Source organism: Vibrio aphrogenes, assembly GCF_002157735.2.
Classification (GTDB): Bacteria; Pseudomonadota; Gammaproteobacteria; order Enterobacterales; family Vibrionaceae; genus Vibrio; species Vibrio aphrogenes.
In genome coordinates this window covers 397,543-411,014 of the sequence record NZ_AP018690.1, presented here as the reverse complement: position 1 = coordinate 411,014, position 13,472 = coordinate 397,543, and the positions used below count along the sequence as shown (strand labels likewise).

The following is a 13,472-nucleotide window of genomic DNA, read 5'->3' as shown; positions in this document are numbered from 1 at the left end:
CAGGGGAGACAAAAGATCTTTTTTTGCAAGTATTTTCTCTCACAATTTTGCAAGTAATGTGTGAAAGAAAAACGCAAATCCCGCTCGCTATGTTAAATTTTATCTTCATATTAAAAACATTATTAACGAAATGATGAGACCGTTATGCGAATGAAAAATAAGTGGTATCAATTACTCTTGTTGGGCGCGTTTATCTTGCTTTCAGCGCGGGTTTCTGCTGAGCCAATTAAGGTGGCTAGCTGGAATATTGAATGGTTGACGACTTCCCCTTCTTCATCCATTACCGCCAGTCAGCGTACTGCTCAAGACTTTCATTTACTGAATCAAAAATTTCGTCAAATCGCACCCGATATTTTGGCTTTTCAAGAAGTCGATTCAAAAGCGGCCATCGAACAAGTCGTGGGCTCGGGTTACCAGATTTACCTTTCGGATCGCTCTTTAACCCCTCACAAACAATTTAACGATTTGAATCAATACACCGGGTTTGCAATCTCTTCTGATTGGCACGTTAGCGATCCACAAGATATTGAATTATTACCCAACTCTAAATTACGGTTTGCCAGTTATCTCATTGTACGTAAATCCACTGGCCCGGATATTCATTTACTTGCAGTCCATTTAAAGCAAGGATGTGCTGCGGCCAAAAAACGCAGTCGAAGCTGTCGTCAGTTAGCACAACAAGCTCAACAATTAAATCAATGGATGCAACAAAGGTTATCTCGTCAACAGGCTTTTATTGTCTTAGGCGATTTTAATCATAATTTAGCTTATCCAGGTGATTGGTTATGGCAACAACTTCAACATGGCATTGAACATCAACTTGAATTGGCAACCCGCACCACCAAAGCACGATGCCAAGTTCAATCCAATCGAGATCCCAAGCGTTTATATCGTTACCCGAATCTCATTGACCATATTATCGTGAGCAAACCCAGCCTCAGCCGAGACACCGAGCAAATTTTATTCACTCAAGAAGAAGCCTTACACCATCATCTTAGTGATCATTGCCCTGTGGTTAGCCAAATAGAATTCAGAAAGTCATCGAAATAGGTGCATGACAACCATTGCAAAGAAAAAGCAATGACAGAGATGAAAATGCGAATTACAAAAAACGAGAAACGAGAAACAAAAAACGAGAAACGAGAAACGAGAAACGAGAAACGAAAGATTAAAAACCCAAAACCCAACGCACGCCACCTTTCTTGTACGTGCGTTGGTCGTTATTTAATTAACCTCAGCGGTAGATAACTAGGACGCTTTGTTGACACCGCCGACTTTAGCCAGCGCAATAGGATAATGCCTTTGTTGCGCTAACTGGCACGCCACCTCAACCACCTGTTGAGGCTCCAGTTGATGCGTAACACGCGATGCTGTGCGTTCTCGCGGCTCAAACCAACCTTTATTGCGCAGATCTAACTCAATTTGTTTAGCTGCTTCTAACGCTGATGAAGCTTTTACAATTTCCATACGCGCGTAATTACCTTTGGCAAATGACACACTGGCCGCACGTAAAGTTATGTCCGTTCCTGGAATTTGTTGAGCGCCAAACAAAGGTTTACCACCAATGGTTGCCGATGCAAAACTGGGAATAAATTGCGCCATGTGATGAATCGCTTTCTGGGTGCGTTCACTTTGTTGCTGCTCACTCCAACCATGAATAATCTTATTGACCAAATATTCCGGTAACTTAGGTTGAGAGCTTTCTTGGGTTGATGCTGCCACCCCATCATCAAATAAAGTAATATTTTCTGTCATTCCATGCAGTTGGAAATAACCATCAGGATATGGCGTTAGCTGTGCCATGCCTTGTGGGGTTCCTCGCTCGCCATGAAAAATCACTTCAGGCCATAATGCGCTCCCTTGTGCCCAATGCGTAACATACGCGGCTTTAAATTCGACTAATCGCGAACGGGGAGCTTGAACCCAATCATCAATTACACCGGTTTGATAGCCAGAGGCATTAATCAAATAATCGACCGTCGTGGTATCCGTTTGAGCACTATCTGAAAGTTGAGATTGCTCGTATGGTTGAGAATGGATTTGCCATTGCTCGCCATGTTGAGAGACTCCCGTAACTTGCGTTTGAGTATGTACATGGCAATGTGAAAGCTGCGCTAATGCCAATTTCACAGTGGCGGAGAGGCGAAAAACACTCAATCCATATTCTTGAACTAAGACCACTGGGAACTTCAACGTCTCGAGATCCACATTTCGTGCAAACGGTATCATCCATTCGTCTAAACTTTTTGCCGTTAACGTGCTTGGATCAGGCTCATTAAATAACGCTAATTCTTCCAATTCAGACTTTGAATAAAGCTTAAAATAGTGATTCGGTTCACCCAGAACTTGATTACTAGCATCTTGAGCCACTAACTCTTGGTAGGCTTGACGAATAATTTGTAAACGCGGTAATAATTCTTCCGGTTGCCCTTTATCTTGAATCGGTACCGCAATCACCGTTGGTCGCACATTCATGGTGTGTTTATACAACTTAACTGTCTCAATCGACTCTTTAAGCAACTGAATACATTGTTGTTGTGAAATTTCACGGTATAAATTCCCCCCTGCGTGCAAATGACAAATAGGCGGACCATCCACTAAGCTGGGACCTCGTTCAAAGATAGAGACCTGAAAACCTTGTTCGGCGAAATGAAGGGCAGCGGTTGAACCTGCGATTCCACCGCCAATGATACCGATATGAGGAGAAGTCATACGCTTTTAATACTTCCTACAACTATTCAAAACTGAGTGGATAACGGACTCCCACTCTTGCATCTACGACTAAAGTCTTAATACCCTAGCATTTTGGTCAAATATTTCGAGTAAAATTTCCATTACCCCCGTTAATTGATTAAAAAAATATCAATCGCGAGACCGATAAAAAAGCGAAATCTTCCTTTTTAAGCATGACGCCCAATATTCACGTCCTAGATTCAAAAAATCACAAAAATCACTTGACTGAATCTATTCACTTTTAGAAAAAATATTCAATGTGAATAACCGAATTTCGCTAAGCAAACTCTGTTGTGGCTTACAAGCGAATCAAGCATTTTCTTAACTTAAGTTATCCCGATATTTATCCACCGTTTTTGTGGATAACTTAATTTGTTTTTCTGATTTTTATCGCTTCAACTCGCCTTATTAACAGGGATGAGTAACTGCTTTATCAAGGTTTGTAATACCAAGCCTAATATCATAAAAGCAATGACAGGTAAGCCTATCCATAAACCAAAATGCCAAGTAGGTTCTAATTCAAAGCCCCACTTCATTAAACTTGCGACGCTAGATTCCGCCCCGAAGCTGGCGACTAACCCGGCGATCAACGCCATGATACCGTATTCATACCATACGGTTTTGGTAATGCGCTTTTTACTTGCGCCTAAGGTTCGGTATAGGCGAATTTCATCTTGTCGTTGTGACAGGCTTAATCGTAACAAGGTAAAAATAAGCAATAGTCCCGCTACGACCGCCAACCCCGCCAACACAGTAATAGACCATACGATTTGCGTTAATAGCACTTGGATTTTACTGGCCATAGTACGAATATCCATCAAGCTCACGGTAGGGAAATCTCGCGCTAACTGGTTCAAAAATGCATTCGTTTGTTGGGCATTGCCGGCTGGCGCTTTAAAACTCACCAACCAGGTACCGGGGATGTTTTCCAACACATCAGGAGTAAAAATAAAATAAAAGTTAGGCTTCATTTCACGCCAATGTACTTTACGGATAGTGTTAACTTTTGCGGTAACCGTTTGGCTACTGATCACAAACGAAAGCTCATCTCCAATTTGTAGGCCCAAGTCTTGCGCGACATCCGATTCCACCGAGACACTGCCAGTTGCTCCCCATTGCCCAGCTAACACTTCATTCGTTTCTGGCAAATGATTGGCCCAAGTAAAGTTAAGTTCTCGTCGTAATGAATCGCTGCTGTCTTCCCCATCGGCATACTCTTTGGCCGCCACTCCATTGATGTCACTTAACCGGCCACGAATGATGGGATAGGCTTCCGAGCGCACTAATTGTTGTTTATCAAGGTGTTGTAAATAACGATCTTTTTCATAAGGTGCAATATTGATAGCAAACACATTTGGCGCATCCTTAGGTAAGGTTTGTTGCCAGTCACTCAATAAATCACTACGTACTAACCAAATAATCGAAATGAGCATTAAAGACAGCGCCAACGCCCCAAATTGAATACCACTGGCAACCGATGAGCGATTAATCCGACTTAAAGCTAATTTCAACGCCGGTGAGGCCGGTAAAAACTGCATGCCGCGCACTAAACCTAAGCTAAGCCCGCCTAACACCACAAATAAAGCTAAGATACTGGCCAGTATTATCCAAACTAAAGTATTGCTGCCATACACCAGCATTAACAAACTCACTGGCAATAACACCAACAACCAAGCTTTACGAGGAATATTGCCACTCGTTGGCTGCATGACGGAAGCGGCTGAGGTATTGAGTAATCCGATTAAAGGAATACCCAACGCAGGAATGCCAATCGTTAGACACGTTCCCACCGCCAGTAAAAACGGTGCAAACCCATAACTTGGTAGTGGATCAGGAAGCACATCGGTTAAAGGGATCCTCAACAGCATTTCTAACAACACGCCAATCAGAGAGCCAAAAACAATACCTAAAGCAAATAAACTGGTGATTTGGATGGTTAACCAACGACGTAGCCAAGCCTTTTGTGCTCCTAAGCTTTTTAACATCGCGATAGTTTGTCGACGACTGGACACATAATGCTGACACGTCAAAACCAAGGTGATCGCAGCCATTACAATAACAATCGCTACAGTTAGCGATAAATATTGCTTGGTTTTATTAAACACTTCAGAAGTGCGGCTTTGCGAATCTTCATCAACCCAGCGGTCACTAGGGGTTAAGGTTACAGCTTGTTTTAATTGTGCAATTTGTTGTGTATTACCATTAATAAATAAACGAAAGCTGACACGACTGCCCACTTGTACAGCACCGGTTTTTGCGACATCGGCTTGATGAATATACACGCTGGGCATTTGCTGGAATGGATTAAAGGCTAAGCCGGGCTCTTGCAGCACTTCTCCTGACACTTTGAAATCTGCACCCCCAATAGTGACATTGTCACCAATTGTCACTTGTAATTGTTGCATCACTCTTGGCTCAAGCCATAATTGATTGCCCTTTACATGAGAAAATTGACCTTGCGCGCCTTTTAAAAGCATATCGCCACGTAATGGATAAGCACTATCCACCGCTTTCACTGTCACTAGCTGCATGCTTTTATCGCTAAACGCCATGGTGGCAAAACGGGTTAATGTGGCGGTTTGCAATGACTGTTTTTTGGCCGATTCGAGTAAAGTGTCTGGCAAAGGGTTGGACGAGCGAAATACGGTGTCGGCTGTTAAGGCATTTTTCCCTTGAGTCTCGACCACCTGATCCATTCGGTCAGCTAAGGCGGCTAACCCAAACACACACGCAATAATTAAGGTGAGCGCAATCGCAATCGGCCATAGTTGCCCAAAGCGAATTTCTCGCCACCCCCACTTTAATAAGGCTTGATTGGGTAATGTGGCCCGCTGGTGTGTGCGCTCTTGTGAGGCAACGTGTAACGCTTTCGTCATGCCTGTTCCTCCAACTCACCCGCTTGCATGTGAACAATACGGTCACAACGTTGGGCTAACTCATTATCGTGCGTCACTAAAACTAAGGTGGTGTTATGGGCTCGATTCAACTCAAACAGTTGCTCTACGATCTTAGCGGCGGTGAGTTGGTCCAAGTTTCCGGTTGGCTCATCAGCAAACAAAATCGTCGGTTTAATCATGAAAGCGCGCGCTAATGCCACTCGTTGTTGTTCTCCTCCGGACAATTGCGCTGGAGTATGGTTCAAGCGCTCCTTCAAGCCAACTTCAGTCAACAAATGAGTGGCTCTTTCTATATTTTCTTTTTCACCACGCAATAAACAAGGCAAGGTGACGTTTTCTAAAGCGGTTAAGGTTGGGATCAATAAAAAACTTTGAAACACAAAACCAATCGCTTCACTGCGTAAGGCCGCTCGCTGTTCATCATCCATCGAAGAAAGAGATTGCCCTAACAAACTAATCTCTCCGTGGCTGGGTGTATCTAATCCCGCTAATAAAGTCATCAAGGTCGATTTCCCCGCCCCAGATGTACCGACAATTGCCACGCTTTCTCCTGCGCAAATGGCTAGGTTCACGCCTTTTAATATGGTTAAATGCTCTTTAGCGGTAGAAACGGATTTTGAAACCGATTGGGCGTGTATAACGATATCGTTTGAGAGCACGCGATTATCCGATGCTGCCTGAATGTTATCCGCTACAGTGTGTTGAATAGGTGATTGAGTCATGATGAGAATGTTATCCTTAATTTTTGTATTGTGTTTTTCTTCCATTCCACAAGCCGCTTCAAAAACCACTATTTTGATCTTAGGTGATAGCTTAAGCGCTGGCTACCAAATGGCGATTGAACAAAGTTGGCCCTCTCTTTTACCCCAAGAGTTAAAACAAAACGGCATAGAAGCTCAAGTCATCAATGGCAGCATCTCTGGGGATACCACTGGTAATGGTTTACAACGTTTACCGGCACTTTTAAAACAACACCAGCCAGATTGGGTTGTCATCGAGCTCGGTGCCAATGACGGTTTACGTGGATTCCCTCCCGCGACCATTAAACAAAATTTGCAGCAACTTATTCAACAAAGTAAAGCTGCTGGCAGCCAAGTGGCTTTAATGCAAATCATGGTGCCGCCCAATTATGGTAAACGTTACACCCAAGCCTTTGCTAATGTATACCCAGACCTAGCGAAGCAGCAAGATATTCCCTTGTTACCGTTTTTTCTTGAACAAGTGATCGTAAAAAAAGAGTGGATGATGCAAGATGGATTACATCCAAAGCCCGAAGCCCAACCGTGGATCGCGCAATTTATAGCCTCTGAGTTAACTTTGATTCTCTGAGCGTGCAGCCTTCTTAATTTAAAACTCTTGCAAAGTGGTGAGATATCCAACAATTCTGGATATTTTTGTGCGGTATATCACATAAAAATTCATGATCTGAAACAATTTTTTTTTAATTAACCACAACAAATCGCCCTTTATACCCTGTCAGCTCAATATTTTTAACTGCAACAATCCTTATCCTAGTCATTATTCGATCATGACAATAATTATTAAAGGATAACGTATGGTCATTGAACCTATCATTAAAGGCGTGGTTGCCCGTAGTGCCCATCCATACGGATGTGAAGCATCAATCCAGAACCAAATCCAATTTGCTAAAAACGCGTCTCAAATCAAAAATGGTCCAAAACGTGTATTAATTTTAGGCGCTTCTTCTGGTTTTGGTCTCGCGGCACGTATTGCTCTAACTTTTGGTGGCAGCCAAGCCGACACGATCGGTGTCTCTTTTGAACGAGGCCCTTCTGATAAGGGCGTAGGGACCGCAGGCTGGTATAATAATATCTTCTTCAAACAAGAAGCGGAAAAAGAAGGCCGTACCGCCGTCAATATCATTGGGGATGCTTTCTCGCAAGATACTCGCGATCAAGTTATTGAAGCGATTGAAACCTATTTTGAAGGTGAAGTCGATTTGATTATCTATAGTCTTGCCTCGGGTATGCGCCCTAACCCAAATACTGGCGAAGCGTGGGTATCAAGCATTAAGCCTATTGGTGACAGCGTCACAGGTGCAACCATCACATTGGAAAATGACGAGTGGGTTGAAACACAAATCGAATCAGCGACACAACAAGAAATTGAATCAACCATTAAAGTGATGGGTGGTTCAGATTGGGAATCTTGGGTCGATACTTTAATCAACGCTGAATCGATTGCTGAAGGCTGTAAAACCATTGCCTTTTCTTACATTGGCTCAGAGGCAACCTTCCCGATTTATCGTGATGGCACCTTAGGCTGGGCAAAGGTTGATCTCCACCAAGCCAGCCATTCATTAAACTTAAAATTAGCCAACTTTAACGGCTCAGCTCATGCTACTGTGTGTAAAGCACTCGTGACTAAAGCCAGTGTTTTCATTCCAACCTTCACCCCTTATATCATCGCCCTTTACAAAGCGATGAAAGAAGATGGGACTCATGAAGGCTGTATTGAACAAATGCAACGTCTGTTCAGTGACAAATTGTATAACCACGAGCCTATTCCGGTTGATTCAGAACGTTTGATTCGTATGGATGATTGGGAAATGAAACCAAGTGTCCAACAACGTGTGGCGGAATTGATGGCTCAAATGAATGCCAGCAATTTCAAAGAAGTTGGTGACTATCAAGGTTATAAGCAAGAATTTATGCAACTAAATGGCTTTAACATTACCAATGTTGACTACCAACAAGACATTGATATCGAGCAGTTAAGCACTTTACAGCCATAATTAGAGGGTTTGAATTACCCCTCTCCAACCGCAAGTCAACTCTTCTCCTTTGCTCTGAATATTAAATCAGAGCAGAGGCGTTTTTTATCGCGGCGTGAAAACTCGCATCTTGAGGTGACTTGAGTATAATCCCCCTATTCGCAAACCTTCTCATCATAAGCAGTACTGGAATTCTATGGATACGCTGATCTTCAAACTGAAAAATATCGAAAAACAAAATTATCGTGCTTACCAACAAATCAAAGGGCAGTATGATTTTACTGATTTCGACCTTTTCATTGATACGGTTCAAGCCGATCCTCATGCCACCGCCTCACGATTACGAGCTCGTCGTGCTTGGTCGCTCACTGACCTGCAATGGTTACGCGAAAAATCGGAAGATTATCAACGCGCGGCTCGTGATTATATTGCGCGATATTTTTCACAATTGGCTCAACCAGAAGCCTCGGTAGATATGGCCTTTAATGGGCAAAGCGTACTTGATCATACTGCCGTGATTTTTGATGAAGAAGGAATTGAATTACGCTTTCGAGTCAATTTACCTGCCGATGGTCGACAAATTCTTGGCAAAAAAGCCATTAACATCTTAACCTTCCATTTACCGAAATTTATCCGTCGTTCAACTATTGCTCGTGAAATCGATATGGAAGCTTTACAACGTCACTGTGAGGTTGTGGAAGACCAAGTCGCGTTACGTCGTCAGTTAGCTAGCCATAACTTAGTGGCATTTGTCGCAGATGGCAGCGTCTTACCTCGCGTTTCTGGTGATTGCGATTTACCAATGAAAGAGGCCATCGCCGTTTCCGCACCCGATTCACTCGCCATCACTCTAGACACACCGCATCAAGGCAAAATTCGCGGTCTTGGCGTCCCGAAAGGTATCACTCTGATTGTTGGTGGCGGATTTCATGGTAAATCAACACTGCTTACCGCTATTGAACGTTCGATCTATGATCATATCCCTGGCGATGGTCGTGAATACATTGTCACCGACCCACAAGCAATGAAAATTCGAGCTGAAGATGGGCGTAGTGTTCATCATTTGAACTTATCCAATTACATAAATCATCTTCCTATGGGTAAGGACACGGCTGATTTTTCCACGCAAGATGCGTCAGGTTCAACCTCTCAAGCGGCTTGGCTACAAGAGTCACTAGAAGCGGGTGCCTCAACCCTATTGATTGATGAAGACACTTCGGCAACTAACTTCATGATCCGTGATGAACGTATGCAAGCCTTGGTGAGTAAAGGTGATGAACCCATTACCCCATTAGTTGATCGTATTGGGCAGCTACGCGATGAATATGATGTGTCTTCCATCATTGTGATGGGCGGTTCTGGTGATTACTTTGATGTGGCCGATACCGTCATCCAAATGCACGATTATCAAATTTTAGATGTGACCGCGAAAGCTAAAGATGTGGTGAAACAACACCCTAGCCAACGCCAATCTGAGTCAGAAACCCCTTTAATCATGCACCCAGCTCGCGCCTTTAATAATGCTTGTTTGCAAAAAATTCTCGCGGAAGGAAAATTCCGAATCCAAGGTAAAGGCACTCATACTCTACGTTTTGGTAAAGAGCATGTGGATGTAACGGCGTTAGAGCAAATTGAATCCACCAGCGAACTCAATGCGATTGGTTGGTTATGGTTCCAATTATCACAACAACCTGGCTGGAGCAACGATCCTGCGAAGATCTTTGAGCAAGCCTTGAATGGTAACTGGCATCAAAGCATGCCTAATAATGGTGATTTAGCTAAGCCACGCACTTTAGATGTCATGGCGGTATTAAATCGTTTACGCAAAGCGCAATTTAAAGGCGAGTCTAGCTAGTTAAAGATTCAACATTAACCTTAGGTTTCCGCTTGTATATGAACCACTTGTATATAAGCGGCCTATCTATGAACTGTCTGTATATGAGCTATCTGCATACACCCCGTGTGCGATAGCGGAGTCACTATGTCATCATCTGGAAAACAGCGGCCAGGAAAGCAATTACCTGAAGAAAAATGGCTTGAAAAGCACAGGTCTGAAAAACAAAAGTCTGAAAAATTGAAATATTTACAAGGCTATCCCGATGCCGTGTTAAGCCAAGTGGACACCTTGATTCAACAGGGTAAACTGGCAAAATGGGTCGAAAACAAATACCCACAACGACATACTATTCAAACCGAAAAAGCCTTATATGACTACACTATGGCGCTAAAAAACCGCTATTTGAAAAAGTCATCGCCGTTATCCAAAGTCATTTATGATCCCAAAATTCATGTGGTCAATCATGCGCTGGGTCTGCATAGCTTTGTATCACGCAATCACGGTGGCAAACTTAAAGCCAAAAATGAAATTCGTATTGCTTCCATTTTTAAAGATGCTCCAGAGCCCTTATTGCGAATGCTGGTGGTTCATGAACTGGCGCACATTAAAGAAAAAGATCACAATAAAGCATTTTATGCCCTCTGCTGCCACATGGAGCCGGATTATCATCAGTTGGAATTTGATGCCCGTTTATATTTAACTTACAAAGAATTATTGGTGAAATAACCTCCGCGTACTTAAACACCTCTAAGCGTTAAGCTTCTTAAGCATTCAGCGGGTTAGACTTATTATTGTGACACTTTTATCTACAACTCAGGTTAGTTAAAGACTGGCTTAGAACCCAGAGCCAACATTAAAATAAAATGCCGTATCTTCATCACTAAAGGCTAAATCAATACCTGTGTGTAGCCCAAAGCGACGTGCGATCAAATAACGAAAGCCCGTTCCATAGGCAAATTCAGTCTCTTTATATAAGTCGTGCGCCTCTTCAGCCACACTGCCAGCCCCTACAAATCCATGCAATGACCAGCGAGGAGTGACTTGCCACATAAGCTGAGTTTGTGTCGTTAATACGTAATCGCCTTGATAACGATAACGAGAAATTCCTCGCATATTAATATATGGCCGTGCTAGTGGTGGTAAATTTTTATCGGCATGAGTTAAAGACTGATAGTTACCCGCCACACCTAATGTCCATTTATCCGCAAGAGGAAAAAAGTAATGGCCATCTAAGGTTAACGTATTAAAATGGTAATCACTGCCAAACCCATCTCGATACCAAAGATATTCAGCTTTCGCCGTTCCACCTTGAGTTGGATAAAATAAATTATTACGTGAATCGTATTGCGCAATCATTCCTAACGCCGATGAAGTACTGGAATCCCCTAAGACTTGATGTAATGCATCATTAATTAGTGGCTCTTTAGCGCCAATCTTAGTATGAAACCACAATTGTGATACCCCTAAATACAGATGAGTATTGGCCACTTTAAACTGCAACTTTTGCACCCCGCCATAGCCTTCGGTTTGACTCTGAAAAGCCAGGTTCCTATCGGCCGAAAGGTGGTTAAAATCATGAAATATATCGATATTAATATTGGCATAACCCAATGCACCTAAATAACGAATGCGGTCATTGAGCCAGGTATGACGATGAGCAGCCCCTGTAAACCAAGTGCCATTTTCGGTAGCCGCTCCCCCCACAACGGTAAAATTAGGCGGAATAAGGCTCACGCCACCATCCACCGCTTGCAACGCCATTTGCTTACGCTTTTCACGTGCCGCTTCGGATTCATGCAAAAACATACCAAAAAAGCCTCCACCATAACCAATCGCCGGTTCCGTTAAAATAATTGGGACTGGCAAAAAGGCATAGGGATTATCAGCAATCACTTCACTCATATCCAATTGCCCATCTAAAGGGTCCATAAAGGATGCGGCGAATAAAGAAGACGGAAAACAAAGTGAAGCGAGTAACCAAAGTGTCTGTTTAGGCATCATGTATCCTTATGATGTCGTTTCATCGTGCAATCAATTCATTAGATTATATAACCTCAACTAAGTAAACTGATTTAGGGTTTCTGAAGGCCCTTGGACATAACTGCCTAGGTGCACACTGGCTTTTTTCTCTTGGGCTAGCCTCACCACCGCTAATAAATCACTGGGAAAGGTGCGTAATGTAGCAAGGCGCTCAATCGCAACCCATTCAACCGCTTGGATAAAGGCTTGATCGTTGAGCCCAGCTAAATTATCGAGATGCGGTTGCCCTTTCAGCGCCTCAATAGAATAAAAAAATTCAGCATGATAGCGATGACTGGTGGTCTCTAAAAATTCTCTAACACACAGCAAATCCCCGACTTGAACCTCAATCCCCGCTTCTTCATAACATTCTCGTTGCACACAATCTTTGGTATGACGATCACTCGCTTCTAAACCTCCACCCGGCGGGATCCAATACTCACCCGAACGGTCTTGCACTTTTAATAACAACACCGCTTGCTGATTAACGATAATGCCAGCGGCGCGAATACGATGTTGCGGAGCGGTTTTACTTACGGTCATGTATGTTCCTTATCGATGCATGAGCGGCGACCAATCCTTAATCGCGCTGTCGCTAATGAACAAAAATCATACACAACGCAATGGGGGCTTCTCAACCATCACAACCCTGCTTACTGGTTTGCCGTGATAAAGATCACTCGAATTCCACATCATCGAAACGTTTCGATGATCGATTTCACAAAACATTCATACGGCCAATGCATAAATCAAGAAAGCGACTATTATTCATCGAAACGTTTCGCTGCGAATAATAAAAACAAAAAAAGATCCTAACAAGGTTATCCATTATGAAAAAAAGCCCGTTGCTGCACTCAGAATTGTCTTACCTTATCGCCACTTTAGGTCATACCGATGAAGTGACTATTTGCGATGCAGGTTTGCCTATCTCTGACGAAACTACACGTATAGATCTTGCTTTAACCCTTGGCGTTCCTACGTTTGCTCAAACTGTTGATGTCTTTTTAAAAGAAGCACAAATTGAAGGGGTTGTGCTTGCCGAAGAGTTTAAGCAAGTCAGTCCAGACCATCACGCGACCCTACTACAACGCATTGAAGTTGAGAAACAAACCACCGGTAAAAACATCACAATCCAATACGTTAGCCACGAAGAATTCAAAGTTCGTACTCAATTAAGCCGTGCCGTGGTTCGTACCGGGGAATGTACTCCTTATGCCAATGTCATCTTCCAATCTGGCGTTACTTTCTAAAC

The 13,472-nt window shown here is 43.1% G+C and carries 11 protein-coding genes; 6 read left to right on the top strand and 5 right to left on the bottom strand.

The genetic code is table 11. The annotated features are described in order from the left end of the window. Positions 1-144 precede the first annotated feature (144 nt). A complete protein-coding gene (locus tag VCA1004_RS13050; protein ID WP_232012677.1) occupies positions 145-1,050 on the top strand; it encodes an endonuclease/exonuclease/phosphatase family protein in 906 nt (301 codons plus the stop codon). 198 nt (positions 1,051-1,248) lie between these two features. Here the strand turns inward: VCA1004_RS13050 and VCA1004_RS13045 are convergent, their stop codons facing one another. From VCA1004_RS13045 to VCA1004_RS13035, 3 genes are all read right to left on the bottom strand, one after another. Further along, a complete protein-coding gene (locus VCA1004_RS13045; protein ID WP_086980879.1) occupies positions 1,249-2,712 on the bottom strand; it encodes an FAD-dependent oxidoreductase in 1,464 nt (487 codons plus the stop codon). Positions 2,713-3,128: 416 nt separating this feature from the next. After that, the gene (locus tag VCA1004_RS13040) at positions 3,129-5,609 is read right to left on the bottom strand and encodes an ABC transporter permease (RefSeq protein ID WP_086980878.1); all 2,481 of its coding nucleotides are present in this window, start codon (positions 5,607-5,609) and stop codon (positions 3,129-3,131) included. Further along, entirely contained in the window at positions 5,606-6,352 is a 747-nt protein-coding gene (locus tag VCA1004_RS13035) for an ABC transporter ATP-binding protein (RefSeq protein WP_086980877.1), read from the bottom strand. Before VCA1004_RS13035 ends, VCA1004_RS13040 begins: the two co-directional genes overlap by 4 nt. Between VCA1004_RS13035 and tesA the strand changes: the two genes are divergently transcribed. The 4 genes from tesA (at position 6,351) to VCA1004_RS13015 (ending at position 10,927) form a co-directional block, all read left to right on the top strand. Continuing rightward, positions 6,351-6,959 carry a multifunctional acyl-CoA thioesterase I/protease I/lysophospholipase L1 gene (gene tesA / locus VCA1004_RS13030; protein WP_086980876.1) on the top strand — a complete coding sequence of 203 codons (609 nt, stop codon included), beginning with the start codon at positions 6,351-6,353 and terminating at the stop codon, positions 6,957-6,959. The two genes, VCA1004_RS13035 and tesA, sit on opposite strands and share 2 nt — an antisense overlap. Before the next feature lie 226 nt (positions 6,960-7,185). Beyond that, complete coding sequence (fabV, locus tag VCA1004_RS13025; RefSeq protein WP_086980875.1) at positions 7,186-8,385, top strand: enoyl-ACP reductase FabV; 1,200 nt, start codon at positions 7,186-7,188, stop codon at positions 8,383-8,385. A 175-nt stretch (positions 8,386-8,560) separates the two neighbouring features. Beyond that, positions 8,561-10,219, top strand: a complete 1,659-nt coding sequence (locus VCA1004_RS13020) for an ABC-ATPase domain-containing protein (RefSeq protein ID WP_086980874.1) — start codon at positions 8,561-8,563, stop codon at positions 10,217-10,219. Positions 10,220-10,345: 126 nt separating this feature from the next. After that, positions 10,346-10,927 carry a M48 metallopeptidase family protein gene (locus VCA1004_RS13015; protein WP_086980873.1) on the top strand — a complete coding sequence of 194 codons (582 nt, stop codon included), beginning with the start codon at positions 10,346-10,348 and terminating at the stop codon, positions 10,925-10,927. Between the two features lie 108 nt (positions 10,928-11,035). Here the strand turns inward: VCA1004_RS13015 and VCA1004_RS13010 are convergent, their stop codons facing one another. Together VCA1004_RS13010 and VCA1004_RS13005 are read right to left on the bottom strand one after the other, a co-directional pair. Beyond that, positions 11,036-12,199: a BamA/TamA family outer membrane protein gene (locus VCA1004_RS13010; RefSeq protein ID WP_232012676.1), complete on the bottom strand. Its 1,164-nt coding sequence runs from the start codon at positions 12,197-12,199 to the stop codon at positions 11,036-11,038. Positions 12,200-12,259: 60 nt separating this feature from the next. Further along, complete coding sequence (locus tag VCA1004_RS13005) at positions 12,260-12,763, bottom strand: NUDIX domain-containing protein (RefSeq protein WP_086980871.1); 504 nt, start codon at positions 12,761-12,763, stop codon at positions 12,260-12,262. Positions 12,764-13,050: 287 nt separating this feature from the next. On the opposite strand from VCA1004_RS13005, the gene rbsD reads away from it, so the two are divergent. After that, the gene (gene rbsD, locus VCA1004_RS13000; protein WP_086980870.1) at positions 13,051-13,470 is read left to right on the top strand and encodes a D-ribose pyranase; all 420 of its coding nucleotides are present in this window, start codon (positions 13,051-13,053) and stop codon (positions 13,468-13,470) included. Positions 13,471-13,472 lie beyond the last annotated feature (2 nt).